Raw genomic sequence first — 24,277 nt, 5'->3', positions numbered from 1 at the left:
GGTGTTTAAAATGAAAAAAGACGTAAAATTTAACGTTGGACAATGGTTACCAAGTGATCAGGAATTTTACAACAACTGGTTAAAGAAAGTGCTAAAAGAAGCTGAAGCAGAACAAGATCAAGCCCTTTTACCACCTGTTCAAGCACTAAAAGATTTAATTGAATCGGATCGATATCTTTGGAATCTATTCCACATGATGTTTGAAGAAGTGCCAGCAAAATATGTTGAAACGCCAATGGATACTCCAGCAGTTCACAACTATCATCAAATGCTAAGAGTTATTAATCGTGTTATGCACCGCGCTCCTAAATTTAATACTACTGGATTAGTTGGTTTCCCAATTAATGCAATTCTCGACTATCCAATGGCAACCAAGGCTGGATATGTTGCCTTTATGGATCCACGGGTTAACCAAAAATTACGTGATATTTTAGATTACTGGGGAAAGTTTTTACAATCTCCTGATTCTACGTATGTACTTAATCGATCTAAAGAAGGATGGCTTGGAAATGAAGCATTAAAGAGCATGTGTGATGCTGCCTATGGCAAAGATTTCCATGATATTTTTGCTTGTCCTAATAATAATATTGATCAACAATATGGTTTTACTTCATGGGATCACTTCTTTACCCGGACATTTAATCCTGGCGTTCGTCCAGTTGTTAATGCAGACGATCCTGATTCAATTGCTAACGCTTGTGAGTCAGCACCATATCGTATTGCTCATAACCTACCTTTAAAGGCTAAATTCTGGATTAAAGGACAACCATATTCATTAATTGACCTACTCCATAATGATCCATTAACTTCAGAATTTGTTGGTGGTACTCTTTATCAAGCATTTCTTAGTGCATTAAGTTACCACAGATGGAATAGTCCAGTAAGCGGAACAGTAGTTAAAGCCTACAACCTATATGGTTCTTATTACTCTGAAACTTTACCACAAGGCTTTGAAAATCCTAATGGTCCTGATCCAGCTGCTCCTAATGATTCTCAAGCTTATATTACCGAAACTGCATCACGTGCTGTTATTTTTATCAAAGCTGATAATCCAAAGATTGGATTAATGTGCTTTGTTGCTGTAGGAATGGCAGAAGTATCTGGTAATGAAATAACGGTTAAAGTGGGACAACATATTAATAAAGGTGATCAACTAGGTATTTTCCACTTTGGTGGTTCAACACACGTACTTCTATTTAGACCTGGTGTTAACGTCAAATTTAATCTTCACGGTCAAGAGCCCAGTCTAGGTTCACACAATATTAAGGTTCATGATGAAATTGCTCGTGTAGAATAACTAATTTAAATCAACGATAAAAATAGGAGGTAGAGCTTAATCTACCTCCTATTTTTTCATCCTCATTTATTTTTCTTAGGCCAAAAAATCGTCAAAATACAAAATACACATCCCAGTATAAATACCCATATTAACGGATAATCCCATGCAAAAAATGAACCAATATCACTTGCAGTATAGCGAACTATCAAAACCAGAAAACTAATCAAACATAGCATCCAGCATGTAATTGTTATCTTCCTAAAAAAGCTTTTCCAATCCATTAAATCACTTCCTTAAAACTGTCTAATTTTTCTTGTGTCATATCACGAATAATCGCAGTTGCTAAATCGACAGAAGCCTTAAAGTCTTTATATGCTGAGAAACAATACGGCGAATGTTCATAGCGAACTGGAATCCCAATCACAATTGTTGGAGCACCATATTCATAGTAAATGGCGGCTCCATCTTGTCCTCCACCGGTTCTTACTGATCGAGTGTATGGTATTCCATTTTTATCTGCTAAATCACAAGCATATTGTTGGAATTTAGGATTTGGTAAAAATGTAGTATCCATGTCTCTAAGCATTGGTCCACGCTTTAGACCAGTCTGAGATAACCATTCCGGTTCAAAAGTGTCATCGGCTGGACAACTCTCTAGAACAATGCATAAATCAGGCTTAATCTTTCTACCAGTCACATATGCACCGCGAAGACCAACTTCTTCTTGACTTGATAAGGCAGCTACAACATCAAAATTAGTCTCTTCACCTTTTAAATTGTCCAAAACGTCAATCATTGCGCCAGCGCCAAAACGATCATCAAAATCCTTACCAAAGAAAAGACCTGATTTTTCATGATATTCGCATTTTACATCTACAAAAATTGGACAACCAGTATCAATCTTGTAATCTTTAATTGTTTCTTCTCTGCTTGATGAGCCAACATCAATTGACATATCAGCTACTTCTGGAATTGAATTTCTTTCAGCCGCAGTCATGAAATGTGGTGGCTTAGTAGCAACAACACCAGGAATATATTCACCATCACGATTACGAATCTTTACTTTTAAAGCCGGAATATTATATTTTACCCAGCCACCAAGTGGAACAAATTTAATTAGTCCATTGGGACGAACTGCCTGAGTAATAAAACCAACTGCATCAGAGTGTGCATCCATTTGAATAACAGGACGCTTACCTTTATTTTCTTTCCTAGCTGCATATACATTGAGCATCCCATCTGCTGTAATATTAGCAGTATTTTTAGCATAAGTAGAAAACAATTTTACAAATTCTTCTTCAAAGCCAGATGTAGAATTTGCATCTGAAAATTCTTTTAACATTTGAATTTCTTGTTCTTTTTTCATAATTTTTCCTCTCGCAAACGCTTTTATTTTAATTATATTTATGTCTTTAAACTTTTTAAAGAAATTCTTTGTAAATTTTAAATCTTATACCAAACCTTCTTTAAAAAAATAAGGGTATTCTATTAAATAAGTAAGGGAACTTCTACCCCTTACTTATTCTCCCAAAATAACATACGACATTAAAAAGCAGACTTCTAATCCCCCAGAATGTCTGCTTTTTTCGTGTCTTTATTTTCTTATTCATTGTCTTTACTTAGCCTATTCTTCTAGCGATATTCATAGTGTAATGTTCAAAGATAAAAAAGTAGCATTACACTATCGTAAATATGATTTTTCTAAGGTTACTGATCTCTTGAATTAAAAAGGGACTAGTCGTAATTACAATTAATTGCGCTATACTTATTTTAAATTGATAGTTGTAATTACAACTTAGAAAGGATACCTACGAGAAAAAGACCCTTAGCAAATTTACTTTATCATATTGGCAAATTAGAAAATCTTTTGATCAATCAAAAACTAGCTTCTATTAACCTACGAATGTCACACGCTCATGTCTTAAGATATATCCAAAAACATCCTGGTTGCATTCAAAAAGAAGTAGCTGATTATCTTTTTTACCAACCAGCAAGCTTTACCAATGTAGTTAAATTATTAGAAAAGCGCAATATGATTGGGCGAAGACCAGATCCTACAAACGGCTTAAAAAAGCAATTGTTCCTGCTTCCCGCTGGTAAAGAAGTTCTTGATCAAGTAAACGATGCTTTTGATGACGTAAATAAATTAGTTGGAACTGTTGATTCCGAAGCTTTATTAAAGCTTGAGAGAATTTCAACTAATTTAGAAAAACAAATTTAAAGAAAGGCAAAATTAATGAGTAAATTCAAACCCTTGTGGAAATACATTAAAGATAATAAAGACGAAGATTTCCAACTATCTTCTGATCAAATTAAAAAAATTGCAGGTCTACCAATCGATCACTCCTTTTTAACTTATAAAAAAATATTAAATTACGGCTTCAAGGTAGGCAAAATATCTTTGAAAAACCAAACTATAGATTTTAAAAAGTTAGGGGATTAAGATGGTGCAAAAATCAGATAAACCAATTTGGAAAAAGAATCTTTATATCCTTTCAATTGCAGTTTTTATTGCTGGAATTGCTTTTTCCGAAATTATGCCTTTTCTACCTCTCTATATTGATACCTTGGGTCATTTTACTCACCAACAATTAAATTTTTGGTCTGGATTTATTTTCTCAGGTGTATACTTTGTTTCAGCCATTATTTCTCCTTGGTGGGGAAAATTAGCTGATAAAAAAGGCAGAAAATTAATGATTCTAAGAGCTTCTTTAGGAATGGCAATTGTTCTTGGAAGCATGGGATTAGTGACTAATGTCTGGCAATTGTTCTTCCTAAGGATGTTGCAAGGAGTATTTGCTGGTTTTGTCTCTAACTCAAATGCCTTAATTGCTACAGAAACTCCAAAAGAAAAATCCGGTCAGGCTTTAGGAACAATGGCTTCTTCTTTCACTGCCGGCAACTTACTGGGGCCATTTTTAGGAGGTGCGCTAGCTTCTGCATTTAGCTACCGAGTTACTTTCTTTATCACAGGCGGTTTATTGTTACTCTCCTTCCTTCTTTCACTATTCTTTGTTCATGAAGAAGGTTTTAAGCCAATTACTGAAAAGAAATTAGATAAGGCCAGTGGCGTTATCGCAACTCTCCGCTCTCCTACTCTAATTTTTGGACTTTTACTAACCACTTTAATTATCCAAGCAGCTAATAACTCAATTAATCCAATTGTCTCACTGTATGTTAAACAATTGATGAATGGACACGGAGATGTTGTTTTCGTTTCTGGAGTTATTGCTGCTCTTCCTGGTATTGCAACGTTTTTGGCTGCTTCCCGTTTTGGAGCTTTGGGCGATAACATTGGTACTCACAAAATAATTATTGGTGGTTTTATTGGAGCTACAATCCTCTTCTTTTTAACCGCTTTTGTTCACAACACAACTCAACTTGGTATCTTGCGATTTTTAGTAGGCTTTACCGATGCTTGTCTCTTCCCACAAGTTCAAACTTTATTAACTAAGAATTCACCAGCTGCTGTAACGGGAAGAATTTTTTCATGGAATCAGAGTGCAATGTATATTGGAAATATAGTTGGACCTCTTCTAGGTTCCTTTATTGCCGGTATTTCAAGCTACAGCATGGTATTTATTGTCACAGCAGGTATTGTGGTCTTGAATTTGATTTTGTTTAATTTGAATGTCGTTAGAAATCTTGCAAAATAATTTAAAATAGCGTTTCTCAATTTGGAGGAACGCTATTTTTATAAAAAATATTATTCTTTTTGCGTAATAAACTATGGGATTAATCTTCAAATACTTTAAAGTGAGGTTCGATATGACAAAGAAAAAAGTTGTACCATGGTTTGGCTTTACCGAAGATAAAGTCTTTGGGATGGTGATGGAAAATAAAGATTTTTGTAAATATTTGCTTGAGATTATCATTCCAGATCTGAAAATCAAAAAGATTGATTGGTTGGATAAACAAGTTGAGATTAATAATCCAAAGAGAAAAGATAACTCAAAAGAAGTCAGATTGGATGTGTTGGTTACCGATCACGAAGGTAGAGTATTTAATATAGAAATGCAAACAACAGATCAAGATCGATCAAAACAATTGCATGACGGAGCAACAAAGATTATTATTAATTCACAAAAGTCAGCTGCTGGCCAAAGTGAAGACTTACAAGCTTTGGCTAAGCTGATGAATAATGAACCAGTTAGTTTAAATAAACACTTCGATTATGCACAGAAAAGAATTAAAGAAATCAATGAAGATCCAGAAATGAGGGAGAAGATTATGCTTTACGAAACAAGAATGTTAGAACGTGAACAAGATGCTTACAAATAAGGAAAAATTGATACTGCAAAAGTTATTCTTGAAAACCAAATGGATAATGGTAGTACTTTAGAACAAGCAACTGAATTTGTTAGAAATTTGAAGATAATTTCCGATAATGATCTATCTAAGATTGTTGATCTATATAAATAATTTTAAATAGCGTCTCTCCAAATTGAGAAACGCTATTTTTTTACATTTTTCCTAGTCCTACACCTTCATAATTATTAAAATAGTTAAGGATATTAATATTAAGAGGAAAAGTAGCAATTTATGAATATAAAATTTAAGAATAAATCGCCTAGTCTTTTCTAGTAAAATCGCTGTATACAATTTTACTAGTAGAAAAGAGAGAAATTTTAAACATGGATGAATTAAAAGATTTAAACCCTGACAAGAAATTTATTTCTTGGCAAACTTTATTTTTGATGGCACTCTGTACTGTTATCGGTTTAGATGACATAATGTACAATTTCCAAAACCAAGGAATGGCGGTTATTTTCTCATGGATCGTTATGGTTCTGTTTTATGTTATTCCCTATTCCTTAATGGTGGGACAATTAGGATCAGTTTTTAGTACTGAAGGCGGAGGACTTTCTTCATGGGTACGTGGAACTGATGGCGAATTCTTGGGATATTTCACTGCTTGGACTTATTGGGCAGCTTCAATTCCTTATGCTGTTGATTCAGCTAATGAAGTTATTGTTGACTTAGGTTGGGCTCTTACTGGATCAGAAAAGTTTCAGGATCAAATTCCCAACTCTTTATTTGCCCTCCTAACCTTTGTAACTTTTATTGTCTTCATCATTGTTGAACACCATTTTTCAAATTCAATGGAGTTCTTGTCAACCATTGGTGGTGGACTAATGGTTATTATGACCATTCTTTTTGTTGTCCTTGCCTTTGTCGGCTTAGCAAAATCAGGTGGTCATATGGCCACCACCAATTTCACTTGGAGAGATATCTTTCCTAAATTTGACTGGCACTACTTCTCAACAATTGCAATGCTAATCTATGCAATGAATGGTGCCGAATTAGTTGCGCCTTATGTAACTAAAATGAAGAAGCCACAATATGACTTTCCTAAAGCGATGATTGCTTTAGCAGCAATGACAGCATTCTTAACAATATTTGGATCATTCGCCTTAGGAATTTACTTTAACGCAAACCACTTGCCTAACGACTTAAAAATGAACGGTGCTTACTATGCCTTTAAGATGATTGGCCACCAATATGGTTGGGGCAATTTTCTTCTCTACTTCTGGGCTTGGACATCTTTCTTCTTTAACTGTGCATTGCTAGCAGTTTTACTTGATGCAATGACTAGAATGTTAATTTCTGATACTGGTAGTCGCTATATGCCTAAGTTCCTTAGAAAAAAGGATAAGAATGGTTTACCAATTAACGGGTATATATTAACTGTAGCTTTGTCATCATTCATTATGATTTTAGGTATCTTTTTGCCTAACATGAACGATATTTTTAACTGGTTACTTAACTTAAACGCAATTGTTTCACCAGGTGTTACCTGCTGGATCTTCTACTCATTTATGCGGATCAGAAAAGATTCGAAAAAGTTTCCTTCAAAATATGTCTTTATTAAAAACGACAAAATTGCCTATGCTGTTGGGCTAACGCTCCTTCTTGTTACTGCTATAGCCACGATCATGGGAATCACGCCACAAGATGTACCGGAAGGAAGCAATATTTGGTGGTATGAATTAATTATTAATATTGTTGCTGTAATCGTCTTGATTGGTTTAGGAGCAATTCTACCTGGAATCAGACACCGAGAAATTGAATATGGTATTGCTTTTGATAAGGTTCAATGGATTTCAATGATTGCAATCATTATGGGCTCAATTATCTTCGGAATTTACCTAGGAGGATTAAAACACTTATCTGGACGTGGAATCTACATTGCTGTTGAAGGTATACTTAGTCTGCTGATTGTTTGGCTAATTGGTAGAAGAAAACCTAACCTAGCCAACGGTTTTAAGGCTGAAGAAGATTAAAAGCCAATAATAATCATTTGTTAAAGTACATTATTAATTAGAGTGAAAAAGTATATTCTGATTTTATATTGGAATATGCTTTTTTTCTCGAATAAATTCTACAAATTAATTATAAAAAATCCCTCCACTTTGCGTAATAAACATATGGGATGACCCCTCAAATATCTTTAGAGAGGACTTACTCATATGGTAAAGAAAATCGAGCCCTGGTTTGGGTTCACGGAAGATAAGGTCTTTGGGATGGTGATGGAAAACAAAGAATTCTGCAAGTATTTGCTAGAAATCATCATTCCAGATTTGAAAATTAAAAAAATCGATTGGTTAGACAAGCAGGTCGAGATTAATAATCTTAAGCGCAAGAACGAAGCTAAAGAAGTTAGACTTGATGTACTAGTCACAGACCATGAAGGACGAGTGTTTAATATCGAAATGCAAACAACGGATCAGGACGATATTGGTAGACGAATGCGTTACTACCTTTCCAGACTTGATTTACGTTATACTTTAAATAAAGGAAAAACCTATCGAAATTTGAAAGATGCCTATATTATTTTTCTCTGCAATTTCAAACCTAAGAAAGACGATAAATTTTATGAGTCTTATCACACTTACTCTGATCAAGATAAGTCGAAACAATTGCAGGATGGCGTGACAAAGATTATTATTAATTCACAAGTTTCAGCTAAAGGACAAAGCGAAGATTTAAAAGCATTAGCTAAACTGATGAATAATGAACCAGTTAAATTAAATAAACATTTTGATTATGCGCAAAGAAGAATTAAAGAAATCAATGAAGATCCAGAAACGAGGGAAAAGATTATGCTTTATGAAACAAGAATGCTAGAACGTGAACAGGCTGCTGGAAAAGCTGGATATGAGCAAGGGAAAATCGATGTAGCTAAAGTTATTCTTGAAAATCAAATGGATAATGGCAGTACTCTAGAGCAAGCTACAGAATTTATTAGAAATTTAAAGATAATTCCTAATGAAAAATTAGAAAAAATTGTTGCTATGTATAACTCACCTAAAAATTAATACATTTATTTCTTCCAGTACAATAGATGGGCATCATCTTCACATGGCTGATACCACTCAAACACAAATAAAAAAGAACAATGATCAATAATTCAGATATTGTCATTGCCCCTTTTGGATCATACTAAATTTTCAAATCATCATAACTTTGTAAAACTTTGCAGTCTTGATTGTCTCGACTATGTTGTTACAGATAGGCCAGTAGAAGATAGACATATTTTATATGCTCTTAAAGAAAATCATGTAAATATTATTTATCGTAAATTTTTCGCCGATTGTAAAATTAAATTGAACACTTTAGAAAAATAAAAAGTCCATTCGAACCTGTTTGATAGAATGTTAATAACCACAAAAACTTTCTATTGGAGGTCAAAATGGACTCTTTACATTCTACCATGAACCAGCACGTTAGATGGCTATTCTTTGAGTGCCATCGCCCGTGAATTAAACTGTTCTCCTTCTACTATTAGCTATAAGGTTAAGCGTGGCACAGTAGAACTGTGTCATGGCAAAGTCAAAAGATATAAGGCCTTTCAAGGCCATGATGTATATCAAGCTCATCGTAAAAATTGTGGGCGCAAATCAGACTTTCTCAAGAAAACTCAATTCATTCACTATGTCCACAAACATTTCTTCGAAGACGGCTGGTCGCTTGATATGTGCAGTAATGTGCCACTGCTGTTGGCTCATTTAGCAGCAGAGATGTTGTCTGCACCAAAACTCTTTACAATTATGTCGACCAAGGTCTATTAGATATACATAATTACGACTTGCCTGAGAAGCTTAAACGCAATACCAAGCTTCATCGTATTCGCAAAAATAAGAAAAAACTTGGCAGAAGCATTGAAGAACGTCCTAAAGAGATCAATAAACGTAATGAATTCGGTCATTGGAAATGCAATTTGGTTCTCGGACATAAAACTAAAGATGATGAGATACTGCTAACCTTATCTGAGGGTATGAGTCGTGAGTTTTTAATTCTTCGTATTCCCGACAAGACCTCTGTCAGTGTCATGCAGGCCTTTAAAGAACTCCCAGCGAACACCGGAATGATATTTTCAAAACTATTACCACTGATAATGGCTCAGAGTTTGCAGATCTTTCAAACTTAGAAGACGTATCAAATACTTTAGTTTACTATGCTCATCCTTATACGTCTTGTGACAAAGGAACCGTTGAAAGACATAATGGACTCATTCGCAGATTCATTCCTAAAGGAAAAGCAATAGCTAACTATTCTTTACAAGACATCATTGATATTGAAACCTGGTGCAATTCTTTGCCAAGAAAGATACTGGCCTATCATACACCAAATGAAATCTTTGAAAGAGAATTAGATCTAATCTATCAAGCAGCTTAACTAAAAGTATTCAATTTATTATTGCAATTTGCGAAAAAATGATTTATACAAAATAACCCCAAATTCGAAAAAAGAATTTGGGGTTATTTCATTTTTTGATTTTCTCTAAAAGTCCATACCCACTGAATTAAATACTCTTAAATGATACGGAAGACGGCTTTACAGCTGAATCATCAAGAATAAACATGCTTAAAGCGTATGAACTCTATAGAAAATCAATTTACATATCTATTTCATTATAAGTAAATAGATCTCTGAGATTAAATATGTAAGCAACAAATGATAATATCTTTTGCTACTTTTACCCTATTTATCATATAGGGATTTTAAGAGTCAGGTATTTTCAAAAAATAGTAACTATGGTTAAAATTATAAAAAATTCATCACCTCCTTACTTTAGACGATATCAAATATTTTTCTTGTTCTAATTTCTTATCAATCAACTTTATGCTAATAAGGCTACAACTAAAGGAGCCATAACTGTCAAGAAGATATTTCCTAAGGCATAAGTTGGTGTATAACTTAATGCAAAAACAGTAGAGTCAGTTTCTGCATTTACAGCATTCAAAGCCGCAGTAATAGTTCCTGAGCCACAAAGTGACCCAATATTATCAACAATGTCCATCTTTAAAAGGAATTTACTAATAAGTAAAGTAAAGAAGTGAGGTAAAATTGATACAAATACCCCAATTACAAATACTAACCAACCCATTTCCTTTAAAGCAGTAACAAATCCGCTACCAGCTTCAAGACCTACAACACCAATAAATAGGTTCAAGCCTAAACTCTTTAATAACCAGGCTGTTGAAGGCGGAATAACTCCTGTATTTGGATGTCTTTCTTGGAGCCAACCAAAATATAGACCAGCAAATAAGGCACCTCCGCCTCCACCAAGAGTCAAAGGAATTTTATGAATTGTAATAACAATGGCACCTAATAAGATACCTAAGAAAATACCAATTGACATAAAGCTTACATCAGTCTTAGTTCCAGCGGCTTTAACATATCCAATAAGTTTAATATTGTTTTTAAGATAATTTGCTGGACCAACAAGTGTTACGTGGTCACCTGTAGTTAACTTGGTATAATCCTCTATATTTTTACCATCATGTTGTGCACTATCAATTAAAACACCATTAGCTAGGAATTTTTCTAAAGTATTATATGAATATTCTTTAGTTAGTAGTACAGTGGCTTTCTTTAATTGAATAGGATAATTATTTACATCAATTTCTTTAAGTGCAGTGTGAGAGTTACTAAATGAAGCAAAACTCTTTATATTACCAACAACAATTATTACATCAGTTGGCTTTAAAATGATTTTAGAGCTAGTTAAAGGTTGCTTATTTCTATAAATCTCTTCAATAACTAGACCATCATTAGCCTGATCAAAAGCTTGAACGCTTTTTCCAACTAACTCAGAATCTTTTGTAATTTCAAACGCTCTGATTCGAATATTAGAAGAAAGCTTAACACCTTGTGTTTGCGACTTAATATGGTTCGTCTCAATATATTTCTTAGTAGCTTCTTTCAAGTTAACGTGAAGAATTGCAGGAGCAATATTCTTTAAAAAGATCAAAACTCCAACAGTACCAAACACATAGGTCAACGCATACGCAATTGCAACTTGAGACATAGCTGCTTGTTTAGCCGCAGAAGATATATGTAAGGCTTCAATTGCAGAATTAGCTGTTCCAATACATGCTGATTGAGTTAAAGCGCCAGCAATAATACCACCCGCTTCACCAAATTTAACATGAAATACTTTAAAGAAACCAAAAGCGACTCCAAAAGCAATTACTGAAAAGATAACGCTTTGGATAATAAACTTAATACCTTTTTTCTTAAAACTATTAATAAATACTGGTCCGACTTCATATCCAATCGTAAAGATAAAGAGGTCAAAGAATAAGTTTTTAACAACTGGAGCAATTTGAAACTTGCCCATTTGGCCAATAACTAAGCCTACCAACAAAACTCCGACAGTAGCACCAAGTTTAAAGCTCTTAATATGAAACCTACCAAGTAGATAACCTAGTCCTAAGGTAAGAAAGATAGCTACTGATGGATTTGTTAATACAAATTTACATATTGAATGCCACACATTCATTTTTTCTCATCTACCTCTTTTACTTCTTACTGTTTTTATCTTCAAATTCTTTATAGTAATCTTTCAACACATCTAATACTTGTTTACCAATTACTGCGTAGTCATTAGTTGGCAAGTTGGCTTGAGATACTCTTAACTCACCTGGTTTTGCTCCAAAACCAACACCATCAACTAAGACAACACCATTCTTTTCAGCTAATCTCAATAGGAAGTCAACTTGTTGGAAATCATCAGCTAAGTAATCTCTAAATTCTTTTCCATAAGTCTTTTCAGCTAATCTATATACGTCAATTAATGAATAATAGTGAGTATTAGTATCCGTGTTATCTTCTGGAGCACCCATAGCTTTATGCAAATCTTGGTATCTTTTATCAACTAATTTTCTAGCAATTTCAATATATGGATCACTAGTTCCACCATTTGTAGTCGTTAACATATGTCTTAAGGAGAATAGGCTTTCCATAATTTGTTGTGGAGTTGACAACCCAGCTGTGTGATATAAACCGATTGATCTACTATCAGCTACTAAACGGTCAATGAATTTCATCTTCGCAGGATCTAAGACATTGCTGCCATAACGTTTATTTAATTCAGCTTTATCTGCAGCATCTAACTTAGAAATATTATGATCAAAGACGTTTTCATCGTTTAATCCAATAACTCCTAGTCTCCAACCTGTACAACCATATAATTTCGAATATGAGTAAACTAACATGGTATTGTATGGAACAACACTGTAAATACTCTTAAAGTGAGGAACAAAAGCACCATATACTTCATCACTAATAATCATTAGATCCGGATTCTTAGTAGTAGCTTGTTTAATCGCAGTTAAAGCAGTTTCATCAAATTCTTTTGAAGTAGGATTGGTTGGATTAACCACAATGAATGCTTTTACTGATGGATCTGCTAATTTTTCAATTTCTTTTGGATTAATTTCCCAGTTGTTCTTTTCATATGAATGCAAGTCTACTTCGACTAAGTCATAATCATTCAATTCAGGGATTCTCAAATATGGAGTAAAAATTGGAGTATTAATAGCAATTTTATCTCCTTTATTCAACAAATGATTTTCTGATAAAGAATGAAATGCATAAACAATTGCTGCAGTGGCACCCTCAGTTGGAAATAGTTGCGTTTCATTCTCCAAATCTACGCCTTCATATGATAGACCTTGAAGATAATGATTAATTATCACTTGCGTATTCTTCAGACATCTGTCAGGAACTGGATAATCATTTCCAATTACTCCGTTTACCCATTCAGCTACAACATCATCACGATCTAGCTTCAAAGTATCGTGACAATAATTTACGGCATCAATTAGGAATTGATCTTCTTCATTTTTATCTGGATCTAAAAATGCAAATAATCTTTCCCTAATTCCTTCTGTTGGCATATAACCAGCCATTATGCCATTATCAATGGTTTGCTTTGAATCATATACACCAAATTGTACTAATCGTGCAAATGCCAAACGAGAAATAGTTTGTATCCAATTTGGATTTCCTCGACCAGCATTTAAGAAAATATTACTTTGTTTATTCTTTTGAGCTAATGCCAGCATCTTTCTACTTATTTCAAAAGCTCCCAATTTTTCCAGTTTTTTCTCTTCTTGGTTACTAAAACTATCCATAATTCTCTCCTTTTCAAAAACAATAAAGGTTATTAAATAACGCCTTTTTTACTTTTCGCCTTTAGTATAATAAAAAAAAAAAAAATGCAATATATTAGACTTGGCATATACAAATAATTCATATGTAAGGATCTTTTAACCGAAACAAAATCCTTTCTAATGAAAAAGAAAAACGTCCTAAAAAATTACAGTGGTTTTTTAGGACGTTTTTTTACTACATTATAAGGTACTAAAAATTTGTTTTTTTTAGTTACTATTGTTATGTTGGACGTGAGAGTAAATATGTAATACGAATAATTTAAAAGGTGGTAAGTACTATGGCTAAAAAAAATGTTCCTAAAAAGTTAACATTTATGTCCATCTACTTTTTAGGAATTAACGGAATTATAGGTTCAGGGGCGTTCTTGCTTCCTCAATCTATTTATAAAGACATGAATCTGCTTAGTGTTATTGTCTTACTTTCTGCTGCGCTAACAGTAGGATTAATTGCACTATGTTATGCAGACTTAGCTAGTCGGTTTACTGGCTCTGGGGCTGCATGGCTATATTCTTATAATGCATTTGGTAGATTTGCAGGATATGAACTTGGTGTCTTTACATGGTTCTTAGGTTGTTGTACCTATGCAGCAGAAGTAGTTGCATTCTTAACAACACTTAAAAGTTTTATTCCCGCATTTAATCAAAGCTCGATTTATTTTGCAGTTGGAATAGGATTGATTATATTATTTTCAATTATTAATTTCTTTGGTCGTTCCTTAGTTAAAATAATTGATAATACTTCTTCAATTGCCAAATTATCAACAATTATTCTTTTCATTGTTGTTGGCGTATTTTTTATGCATTTCGTTAACTTTCATCCAGTGATGCCTGCAGCCGCTGCACAGGGTGTTGGTCCTTTCCTTCACCATTTTGGGGCTGCCTTCAGTGTTGTCTTTTATTTATTTAGTGGCTTCTCATTTATTCCAATTGCTGCTTCACAAATGAAAGATCCAGCTAAAAATATTCCACGTGCACTTATTGCCGTAATGATTAGTGTAACGATTTTGTATACTTTAATGCTATTAATCGCAATTGGTATTTTAGGTCATAAAATGTCTTGGTATACAATTCCAATTGCAAATGCTTTTAAAGCAGCCGTAGGTGAATGGGGATATATTGTAGTAATTGTTGGAGTATTGTTGAGTATCTTTGGCGTGGCATTTACGTGTTCCTTTAATACGCCTGCTCTAATTGCTTCATTGTCACTTGAACACCACCTATTACCAGACTGGGTAGGAAAGAAAAACAAGTTCGATGCACCATGGGTAGGTATAATTTTGACTGCAGCCGTAACACTGCTTTTAATTACTCAATCTTACTTATTCTTGGTAGGCTGTATAGTATTGGCTTCCTTTGTTCAATACGTACCATCAATTTTTGCAGTTATTAAGTTTAAGCATACGGATCAATATCCAAACCATGGTTTCAAACTTCCTGGTGGAGATACTATCCCAATCTTAGCATTACTAGTCGCTTGCTATTTGGTATTTAATTTCACATGGGAAACTATGTTACTATCAATTGTCGTTGCTGCAGTGACGGCCATTCTTTACTTCTTCTTAGGTAAGAGGAGATTAGCAAAAATCGGTGGTATCCCAACAGCTATTCGCGAGATAAAGAATCATCCCGAGCTAAACAAACATAATCAAAAACCAGATAATAAATAATCTACAATTTAAATTATAGACATACTTTTAAAGTAAATAGCGCCCTAATCTCAAGATAATTAGGGCGCTATTTTTATAATTGTATAGAAATCATCCAATAGAAAAACACCTCATAGTTATTAGTTCAGCAGCTAATAACTATGAGGTGCTTTTCTATTGCTCCTCTCTCACTAAGCAGTCTCTAAAGGGCTATAATTCACTCTATTTTTTCTTTAATTAGTCTTTTCGAATAACCCATACGTACTATACAAATAATCCTCTCCTGCCCCCTTATATTGTTCCTAGAGTCTCTTAATTTATCGCATATAAAATAATATCAATAATTTTATTTATATAGTGTTTTCTATTTTAAATATAGTTTTTAATTGTTATTTAAAGCCCGTCATATCAACGTTTTGTATCCGCTTAAGTCGTTATACTTGTTTTTTTTTTTTATTATGCTAAAAGGTGTCAGGTTAATACAGCGTTATTTAATAAACGCCACTTATTTTAAAAGGAGGATTACTAAAATGAGTGAAGATATAAATTATAAATCACTATTCATTGGTGACAAATCAGAAAATGGGTCTACCTATCTTGACGAATTGACTAGATTGGTACAAAACCACTTAGGATGGAGAAAGAATTATATTCCTTCTGATATCCCTGCTATCACAGATAGCGACGAGACTAAAAAAGAATATCAAGATTCTTTACGTCGTCAGCATGAAGTTCTCACAGAATTAGATCAGAGATTACGTCCAGGTACAATTCCATGGATGTCGGCTGGTCGCTATTGGGGACAGATGAATTCAGATACTCTAATGCCATCAATGCTAGCGTACTGCTATGCAATGTTGTGGAATAGCAACAACGTAGCTCTTGAATCTTCTATGGCTACTTCAAAAATGGAAGCAGAAGTTGGCGAAGACTTCGCTAAGCTTTTTGATTATAAGCATGGCTGGGGTCACATTACTCATGATGGTTCAATGGCTAACCTTGAAGGTTTATGGTACGCTCGTCAATTTAAATCTATGCCTTTAGCTTTCAAAGAAGTTGTTCCAGATAAAGTAAAGGGTAAGAGCGAATGGGAATTGCTCAACATGTCAGTTGAAGACGTTTTGAAGATCCTTGCTACCCTTACACCTGAACAAATTGATGAAGTTAAAGCCCACTCTTCACGTAGTGGTAAAAACATTCAAAAATTAGGTAAGTTCATTGTTCCTTACACTAAGCACTATTCTTGGTTGAAGGCCTTAGATATTTCTGGAGTTGGCTTGGATCAAATGATTCAAATTCCTGTAAAGAGCGACTTCAGAATGGATATTGACAAGTTAGAAAGCACTATTAAGGATCTTGCTGCAAAGAAGATTCCAATCTTAGGCGTTGTAGCTGTTGTCGGTACTACTGAAGAAGGACAAGTTGATGAAGTAGATCGTATCGTTAAGTTCCGCAAAGAAATGGAAAAACAAGGCGTTTACTTCTATCTTCACGTTGATGCTGCTTACGGTGGTTATGGTCGTGCATTATTCAAGGATGAAAATGGAAACTTTGTAGAATACGATCAATTAGCTGATCTCTTAAAGAAACACCATGTATTCAATTACCCAGTTAGAATTTCTGAACATGTTTACCGTGGTTTTAAGGCTATTGAAGAGGCTGAATCAGTAACAGTTGATCCACACAAGATGGGTTATGTTCCATATTCAGCAGGTGGTATCGCCATTAAGTATCAAGCTATGCGTAACGTTATTTCTTACTTTGCTCCATATGTATTTGAAAAGAAGACAGCTTCTGCACCTGACATGTTAGGTTCATACATTATCGGTGGATCGAAAGCTGGTGCTACTGCAGCTGCCGTTTGGGCTGCACATCGTACTCTTCCATTGAATGTAACAGGATATGGACGTTTAGTTGGATCATCTATTGAAGCTGCTCAAAGATTCAGAAACTTCTTAAAGAAATTGAAGTTTAATGTAAAAGGCAAAGAAGTTGATGTTTATCCACTAGATAACCCTGACTTTAACATGGTTGATTGGGTATTAAAGATTAATGGTGAAACTAGTCTAGAAAAGACAAACGAATTAAACGAAAAAATGTTTGACTTCTCATCAATGTACGATAGTCACGTTTACTCAAATAGATTCCTTACCTCCCACACTATCTTTAGAAAAGATACATATGGCGATTCACCAGTTCCATTTATCGAAAAGATGGGCTTTACCAAAGATGAATGGAACAAAGTTGGTTCTGTAACCTTGTTACGTGCCGCTATTATGACTCCTTATCTAAATGACAATAAGCTATTTGACTTCTATTCAAAGGGAATAGCTAAATCTATGGAGAAGAAATTAAACGAAATTCTTTAATCTAAAGGAAGTATAGGTTATGAAAACTCAAACTTCAAAAGTAGGTCTAGGGACCTTCATTGGGATGACGGTGGCATTAGCCGCAAGTATCCGTAATATTCCTGATGTTGCCGGTAGTGGCTGGACAATGTTCTTCTACATGGGGGTAGCTACATTTCTATTCGCTTTACCTATTTGTTTAATATCCGGTGAATTTGGTAGTACTTTCCCTGAAAAAGGTGGTCCTGAGCTTTGGGTTAATAATTCATTAGGTCCAAGCTTCGGATTTGCAACCTCTTGGCTTCTTTGGGTACAAATGTTCCCTGGAATGGTTATGGTTGCTTCCGCACTACCTCCATTATTAGCAACGGCTATTAATCAAGATAAACTAGGCACTAATAACATATTTACTCTTATCGTTATTTTAGTAGTGTATTGGATTATTACATTTTTGAATATGAAATTCGACATGGCTAAGATTACTGGACAAATCGGTGCTTGGCTAGGAATCTATATTCCATTAGCTGTAATGACTATTCTTGGTATTTGCGCTGTAATCAAAAATGGCATTCAACCAGCTTCTATTTTAGGACATTTTAATGCCTCTAAATTAATTCCTGATCCAACTGATATGAAATCACTTCAATTCTTCTCCCCTATAATCTTTATTTTTACGGGAATTGAAATGTCTTCAGTCTACATTACTAGAATTAAAAAAGTATCTTACTACCCAATTGGTGTTTTGGTAACTTTAGTATTCATGTTCTTATTAAATACCGTAAATGGATTTCTAGAAAGTGCGGTAGTTCCATCTTCACAAATTGACTTAAACAATATCGTTCAACCAGTTATTGTTTTTGATAAAATTTTGGGCTTACCATCTTGGATTGCTAATATCTTTAGTATTCTAGTCTTCATTGGGGTAAGTGTTCAATTGTCTGCATGGGCATCCGGACCCGGAAAAACTATTATTTCAAGTGCACAAAAGGGGTTATATCCACCAAAATTCAAATTCTGGAAGACAGATAAATTTGGTGATTCACATACCGTTCTCCTTACTCAAGCTACGATTATTTCCCTCTTTGCTTTAGTATATCTATTAATTCCTGGTATCAACGCTGCCTTTCTAGAATTAGTAAATGCTACGACAGTTCTATACTGTGTAGTATATGTATTTATGGCAATTGGATTTATTAAGTTAAGATTGCAAAAGCCTGACTTAAAGCGTCCATTTAAAGTCGGAAATACATTTGTTGCATGGATTGTTTCTATTGTATTGATTGCCACAATTATCATTGCTTTAATTGCTACTTTCGCAGTTGGTACTTTAAGCAACTTCATTATTGTAGCAATTATCAGTATTGTCTTAACACTTTTACCATTCTGGTTCGTTAAGATTAGAAAAGATTCATGGACAAGTGAAGTTAAAGATTTAATGGCTAAAGAAAATAACGCTTCTAAGCACTAATATTAGTTTTATACTTTAATAAAAATACTACTTACTCATATAAATAGTTAATTAAAAACATACTTTGATATCAAAATACTATCATTAAGTTAAGACATTATTTTGAATTGAAGTATGTTTTTTCGTATCAATTTGATGCTTACAAAATCTATTACTTGTTATTTTTCATCTTTTATTTAATTTTATAACACCGCTTCTATATTAATATATGATGTAATATGATGATGTTTTCTTATAATTGCATGTATATATAATTATAGCTACTTATTTAAATAACACTATAAGTCTTTTCATTTGCTTTTTTTATTTTTAACTTCTAACCTAAGAGACGAATAGATAATTATTATTTTAACTTGCAAGTCGTTATATAAATATCTATTTGTTTTATTAACTTTCTATTTTGATGAAAACTCATGTGAACTAATATCTTTTGTTAACTCTGTTTTTTCATTAATAACAGATGTTGCTAATGAAAGAGATTCACAAGCCTACCATCTTTTTAGTTAGTTTCTTTTGCCTTTTTAGAAGGAGTGGGTATTTTCATGGAAGACAATAAAACTCAACAGAAAAAAACCTATATATCTATCCTTGCCCTAACAATGATGAATGTTTCCATAGTTGCCGGAATCGCAAACGATGTTCAGCAATCATTCTATGGACTTGCATCAGTAACGTACTTCGCAATCGGAGCTATTTGTTTCTTCATCCCAACTGCTTTAGTTGCGGCTGAACTAGCTTCTGGTTGGAGTAACCGCGGAGGAATTTTCCGCTGGGTTGGTGAAGGTTTAGGTAAAGGCTGGGGACTAACCTGTTTACTTATCCTGTGGTTCCAATTAATTTTGAACTTTGGGATGGGAATGCCAAGCTTTACAGCAACTATCATGTTTTATACACCAAACTATGATGCGGCTGTAAAATTCGCTCAAGCACCACAACACGAATTGCTGATCATGACAGGTTGGGTCATTTTCTATTGGATCCTTACTTATTTAGCTACTAAAGGTGTTAAGGCCTTTTCTAACATCGCTAAATACGGTGTTATTATCGGAAGTCTTATTCCTTTAGCCGTTATGATTATTTTAGCTATTGTTTGGGTAGCTCAGGGGCATCAACCTGTTATTCCAATGACACCGAAGGGATTAATTCCTAAGTGGAATGGAATGAGTACATTAGCATTAGCTGCCGGAGTATTCTTCTCATACACCGGTATTGACACTAACGCCGCTCACATTAAGCAATTGAAGCATCCTGAAAAAGATTTCACTAAAGCAATGTTTATCTCAATTATTCTTGCTTTCTTAATCTTTGTTGTTGGTACTGTAATCATTGCAATGATTATTCCTGAAAAACAAATTAATGTTTTATACACTCTCTACTCTGTATTCAGGGTTTTAGGATCAACAATTGGTATGCCTTGGTTGTACATGGTTCTTGTTTGGGCCTTACTATTCAATACTATTGCGATGGTTGTAACTAATATGGCAGGTCCTTCATTTATGTTAGGCCAAGTTGGAGGAAGTGGATTTTTACCACACTGGTTCCAACAAAACAATAAACATAACATGCCTGCACATTTAATGTATACGCAAATCGCTGGAATGACGATTGTTGCCTATCTAGTTAAATTAATTCCAAATGTTGAAGGATTTGTTATTCTAGTTACTCAAACAATCACTGTTCTGTACATGTTTTATTACATTTTAATGTTTACAGCTTTCTTGCGTTTACGTTATGACCAACCTAACCGTCCTCGTTCATTTAAAGTTCCCGGTGGTAGTTTTGGTGCTTGGCTTGTCGCAGGAGTAGGTATAATTTCATCCGTTTTCGGGATTGTTCTTGCTATCTATCCTCCAGCACAAGTTAAATCAGAAGTTGGTTCATCAACAGTTTATATTTCTGTTATTTTAGCTTTAGTCGCTGTCGTTTTAATCGTTTGTTTTGTCTTATATCAACTTTCTAAGAAACACCCAGAGTGGGTAAATCCGAACAATAAATTTGCTCCGTTTACTTGGGAAATTGAAGGACTTAAGAAACCTGGAAAGGCTTTATCAAACGTTCCAACAACTGTTATGTCTGAAGATCAAAATCCAATGGGTATGCCAATTAAGCGCCCATATAAGCCAAATGAACAAATTTCTGATGCCGTTGTTAAAGCAGATGAAAACAATGAGATTTCAACTGATAAAAGTTAAATAAATTATCGATTTAAAGAAAAGAGATTAATTATGGTACAAATTGATAATGAAGATTTAAAACAAGTTAGATCAGAATTTTTAGATACACCAAAGTATCGTAATACACAAAATGCCGTAATGAAAAACGGGATTAAGAAATCAATTACAAATCAAAGTGTAATTAATAGTGCACCATTTGTATTTTCAATTGATGTTGATTCAAATCATGTTCTAAATCAAAAACAATCCGGTCGTTGCTGGGATTTCTCTGGTTTAAACTTTATTCGCTATCACATTGAAAAAGATCATCATATAAAAAATATGGACTTATCAGGAAGCTATGTTTACTTCTATGATAAGTTAGAAAAAGCTAATTATTTCTACCAAAACATTATTAACACAGCTGATCGTCCATTATCAGACCGTCTAGTTAACTGGTTACTTACTACCCCTCAACAAGATGGTGGTGACTGGCAACTATTAGTAGACTTAATTGAAAAATACGGTATTGTTCCAATGGAAGCCTACCCAGAAACTGCTGCTAGTGCTAACTCACAAGAATTAAACCGTATGTTTAACAGAAAGTTACAAAAAGACGCTATGAAGTTACGTGATTTAGCTAATAGCGACGCATCTGATGAAAAGATGAAGAGTGTTCTTCACCACTTAAATGCAGAAAACTACCGTGTATTAGCTATTTCATTAGGTACTCCTCCAGACAAATTCACCTACGAATATCGTGATGAAAACAATGAATATCATACTACTGGTCAAGTTACACCAATAGAATTCTTCAAGAAGTTTGTTAACATCAACTTTGATGATTATGTTGAACTAATGAACTTACCAGGTGAAAATTATCCATACAATACTCCATTTGGCGTTGAAATCTCTGGCAATATGGTTGGTGGTCAACCAAGTCGTTACTTCAACGTTTCAATGAAAGATATGGAAAAGACTGCTCTTGAACAATTAAAGGATGACGAACCTGTATGGTTTGGTTGTGACGTCCTACAAGAATGGGCTCCAGATGCTGGTTTACTTGATGTTAATGTTTACGACTGGGATCGTTCATTTGGTATTAAGTTAGGTACTGATAAGACTAAGAGATTTGAATATCGTGAAAGTTTGCCAACTCATGCAATGCTTATTTCTGGTGTTGACATGCGTGATGACAAGCCAATAAGATGGAAGATTCAAAACTCTTGGGGCACTAAGCCAGGTCACAAAGGTTACTTTATTATGGGCAACGATTGGATGGAACAATATACCTACGAAACTGTTGTCAACAAGAAGTACTTAACTGATGAGCAACTTGCTGCATATGAAAAAGAACCTGTAATGCTTCCATACTGGAACGCAATGAACCCAATTTAAAGAATACTATTTCTTTAGTCTTTAGAAAGGACGATTATATATGGCATGTACCACTGTTATAGTTGGTAAAAAAGCCAATATTGCCGGTTCTACAATCATTGCTCGTAATTGCGATGCCGAAGTTTGTAATGTACCAGTAAAGTTTGTAGTTGTTCCTGCCAAATCAGAAAAACAAACTTTCCATTCATATGTTACAGGCTTAGATATTCCTCTACCTGAAAATGCACTTCGCTATCAAATGGCACCTTTTGTTGATTACAAAATTCATGGTCAATTTGGTGAGTGTGGCATTAATAGTGAAAATGTAGCCATGAGTTCAACAGAAAGCCTATATGGTAATCCACAAGTTTTAGGATTAGACCCACTTGTAAGTAATGGAATTGGTGAAGATGCGCTTTTAAGCATTGTATTACCTTTCATTCATTCTGCGCGGGACGGTGTCCAATATCTTGGTAAACTAATTGAAAAATATGGTTCACACGAAGGAAATGGAATTGCCTTTAGTGACAAAGATGAAGTTTGGTACATGGAAATTCCAACCGGTCACTATTGGGTTGCCGAAAAACTTGATGATGACAAAGCGGCTGTAATTGCTAATCAAGTCTCACTTCAAGATATTGACTTTGATGATAGTAGTCGTTTTATGTGGGCTCATGGCATTAGAGAGTTTGTAGACAGTAATAACCTTAACCCTGATCCTAATGAATTTAATTTTCGCCATATTTTTGGTACGTCTAATGCACGTGATCGTTGCTACAACACTCCACGCGTTTGGTTTGGTCAACGCTACTTGGGTCATATTGCTTTCTCACCTACTAGCAACAATTTAGACTTTAGTTTTAAACCAGATCGTAAATTAAAGCGTGAAGATGTCGGCTATGTTCTTAGTTCTCATTACAATGAAACTATTTATGATCCTTTAGCAGATGACACGCCAAAAGATGACAGAACTAAATTCCGTCCAATTTCTATGGCAAGATGTGCAGAATCGCATATTCTAGAAATTCGAAATAAAGTACCAGCTGGAATTGCTGGAATTGCTTGGTTTAATTTTGCTCCAACGGCCTTTAATCCATATGTGCCATTTTATGCTAATGCAAATGGTACAGCTCCTCAGTACGAGAATACAACTGATGCATATAGTCCTGAGGAAGCTTATTGGTTATCGAGAACTGTAGCTGCTTTAATTCAACCAAGCTATAATGAAATGAAATCTCTATTAAGTGGCTTAGATGGTTTCTTGCCTACTGCTGATCAACTTACTCATCATTTAGTCCATGTAACTGATGAGAAAGCTGAAAAGTTAAATGGACAAAAGCTAACTCAATATCTAACTAAGGCTAATGCAGCTAATGCACAAAAGGTTCTTGACCTTACACATAAAACTGTAGGAGATTTAGTGAAACGTGAATTAACTTTATCTCGTTTAAGTTTTTCAATTAATACTGATCGTTTACAAAATTAATTTAATAAAAGCTAGGTGACTCTCACCTAGCTTTTTCTTTAACGTATGTTATTTAG

The 24,277-nt window shown here is 34.3% G+C and carries 15 protein-coding genes and 2 pseudogenes; 14 read left to right on the top strand and 3 right to left on the bottom strand.

The features are described 5' to 3' along the window. The first annotated feature begins 10 nt into the window (after positions 1-10). A complete protein-coding gene (locus H1A07_RS02790; RefSeq protein ID WP_057719013.1) occupies positions 11-1,297 on the top strand; it encodes a phosphatidylserine decarboxylase family protein in 1,287 nt (428 codons plus the stop codon). 262 nt (positions 1,298-1,559) lie between these two features. Here H1A07_RS02790 and H1A07_RS02785 read toward each other — a convergent pair whose 3' ends face one another. Further along, positions 1,560-2,645 carry a M42 family metallopeptidase gene (locus tag H1A07_RS02785; protein ID WP_210145289.1) on the bottom strand — a complete coding sequence of 362 codons (1,086 nt, stop codon included), beginning with the start codon at positions 2,643-2,645 and terminating at the stop codon, positions 1,560-1,562. A 537-nt stretch (positions 2,646-3,182) separates the two neighbouring features. Between H1A07_RS02785 and H1A07_RS02780 the strand changes: the two genes are divergently transcribed. The 7 genes and pseudogenes from H1A07_RS02780 to H1A07_RS02750 all read left to right on the top strand — a co-directional run bounded on the left by H1A07_RS02780 (position 3,183) and on the right by H1A07_RS02750 (position 9,958). Beyond that, on the top strand, positions 3,183-3,500 hold the full coding sequence (locus tag H1A07_RS02780) for a MarR family winged helix-turn-helix transcriptional regulator (RefSeq protein WP_244974160.1): 318 nt from the start codon (positions 3,183-3,185) through the stop codon (positions 3,498-3,500). A gap of 15 nt (positions 3,501-3,515) precedes the next feature. After that, on the top strand, positions 3,516-3,722 hold the full coding sequence (locus H1A07_RS02775; RefSeq protein ID WP_094522520.1) for a hypothetical protein: 207 nt from the start codon (positions 3,516-3,518) through the stop codon (positions 3,720-3,722). Position 3,723: 1 nt separating this feature from the next. Continuing rightward, on the top strand, positions 3,724-4,935 hold the full coding sequence (locus H1A07_RS02770; RefSeq protein WP_210145288.1) for an MFS transporter: 1,212 nt from the start codon (positions 3,724-3,726) through the stop codon (positions 4,933-4,935). 73 nt (positions 4,936-5,008) lie between these two features. Beyond that, positions 5,009-5,701 (top strand): annotated as a pseudogene (locus H1A07_RS10515) (PD-(D/E)XK nuclease family transposase). A 212-nt stretch (positions 5,702-5,913) separates the two neighbouring features. Beyond that, on the top strand, positions 5,914-7,563 hold the full coding sequence (locus H1A07_RS02760) for an APC family permease (protein ID WP_094496016.1): 1,650 nt from the start codon (positions 5,914-5,916) through the stop codon (positions 7,561-7,563). A 186-nt stretch (positions 7,564-7,749) separates the two neighbouring features. Continuing rightward, the gene (locus tag H1A07_RS02755) at positions 7,750-8,598 is read left to right on the top strand and encodes an Rpn family recombination-promoting nuclease/putative transposase (RefSeq protein WP_210145287.1); all 849 of its coding nucleotides are present in this window, start codon (positions 7,750-7,752) and stop codon (positions 8,596-8,598) included. A gap of 374 nt (positions 8,599-8,972) precedes the next feature. Next, a pseudogene (locus tag H1A07_RS02750) lies at positions 8,973-9,958 on the top strand (IS30 family transposase). Between the two features lie 445 nt (positions 9,959-10,403). Here H1A07_RS02750 and aspT read toward each other — a convergent pair. Next, the gene (aspT, locus tag H1A07_RS02745) at positions 10,404-12,062 is read right to left on the bottom strand and encodes an aspartate-alanine antiporter (RefSeq protein WP_057718846.1); all 1,659 of its coding nucleotides are present in this window, start codon (positions 12,060-12,062) and stop codon (positions 10,404-10,406) included. 25 nt (positions 12,063-12,087) lie between these two features. Then, entirely contained in the window at positions 12,088-13,704 is a 1,617-nt protein-coding gene (locus H1A07_RS02740; protein ID WP_210145286.1) for a bifunctional aspartate transaminase/aspartate 4-decarboxylase, read from the bottom strand. Positions 13,705-14,021: 317 nt separating this feature from the next. On the opposite strand from H1A07_RS02740, the gene H1A07_RS02735 reads away from it, so the two are divergent. The 6 genes from H1A07_RS02735 to H1A07_RS02710 all read left to right on the top strand — a co-directional run bounded on the left by H1A07_RS02735 (position 14,022) and on the right by H1A07_RS02710 (position 24,221). Further along, complete coding sequence (locus H1A07_RS02735; protein WP_210145285.1) at positions 14,022-15,410, top strand: APC family permease; 1,389 nt, start codon at positions 14,022-14,024, stop codon at positions 15,408-15,410. A gap of 509 nt (positions 15,411-15,919) precedes the next feature. After that, positions 15,920-17,758, top strand: coding sequence for a tyrosine decarboxylase (gene tdc / locus H1A07_RS02730; RefSeq protein WP_210145284.1), 1,839 nt, complete (start codon positions 15,920-15,922; stop codon positions 17,756-17,758). 19 nt (positions 17,759-17,777) lie between these two features. Then, complete coding sequence (locus tag H1A07_RS02725) at positions 17,778-19,205, top strand: amino acid permease (protein ID WP_210145283.1); 1,428 nt, start codon at positions 17,778-17,780, stop codon at positions 19,203-19,205. Positions 19,206-19,747: 542 nt separating this feature from the next. Next, complete coding sequence (locus H1A07_RS02720; protein WP_210145282.1) at positions 19,748-21,397, top strand: APC family permease; 1,650 nt, start codon at positions 19,748-19,750, stop codon at positions 21,395-21,397. A gap of 33 nt (positions 21,398-21,430) precedes the next feature. Further along, the gene (locus H1A07_RS02715; RefSeq protein WP_094499157.1) at positions 21,431-22,756 is read left to right on the top strand and encodes a C1 family peptidase; all 1,326 of its coding nucleotides are present in this window, start codon (positions 21,431-21,433) and stop codon (positions 22,754-22,756) included. A 40-nt stretch (positions 22,757-22,796) separates the two neighbouring features. Next, positions 22,797-24,221 (top strand): C69 family dipeptidase, encoded by a 1,425-nt coding sequence (locus tag H1A07_RS02710; protein WP_210145281.1) that lies wholly within the window; start codon positions 22,797-22,799, stop codon positions 24,219-24,221. Positions 24,222-24,277: the final 56 nt, after the last annotated feature.

This window comes from Lactobacillus taiwanensis (assembly GCF_017894345.1).
GTDB lineage: Bacteria > Bacillota > Bacilli > Lactobacillales > Lactobacillaceae > Lactobacillus > Lactobacillus taiwanensis.
Note: the sequence above shows the minus strand (reverse complement) of the source record. Positions and strands in the feature narration are given on the sequence as shown.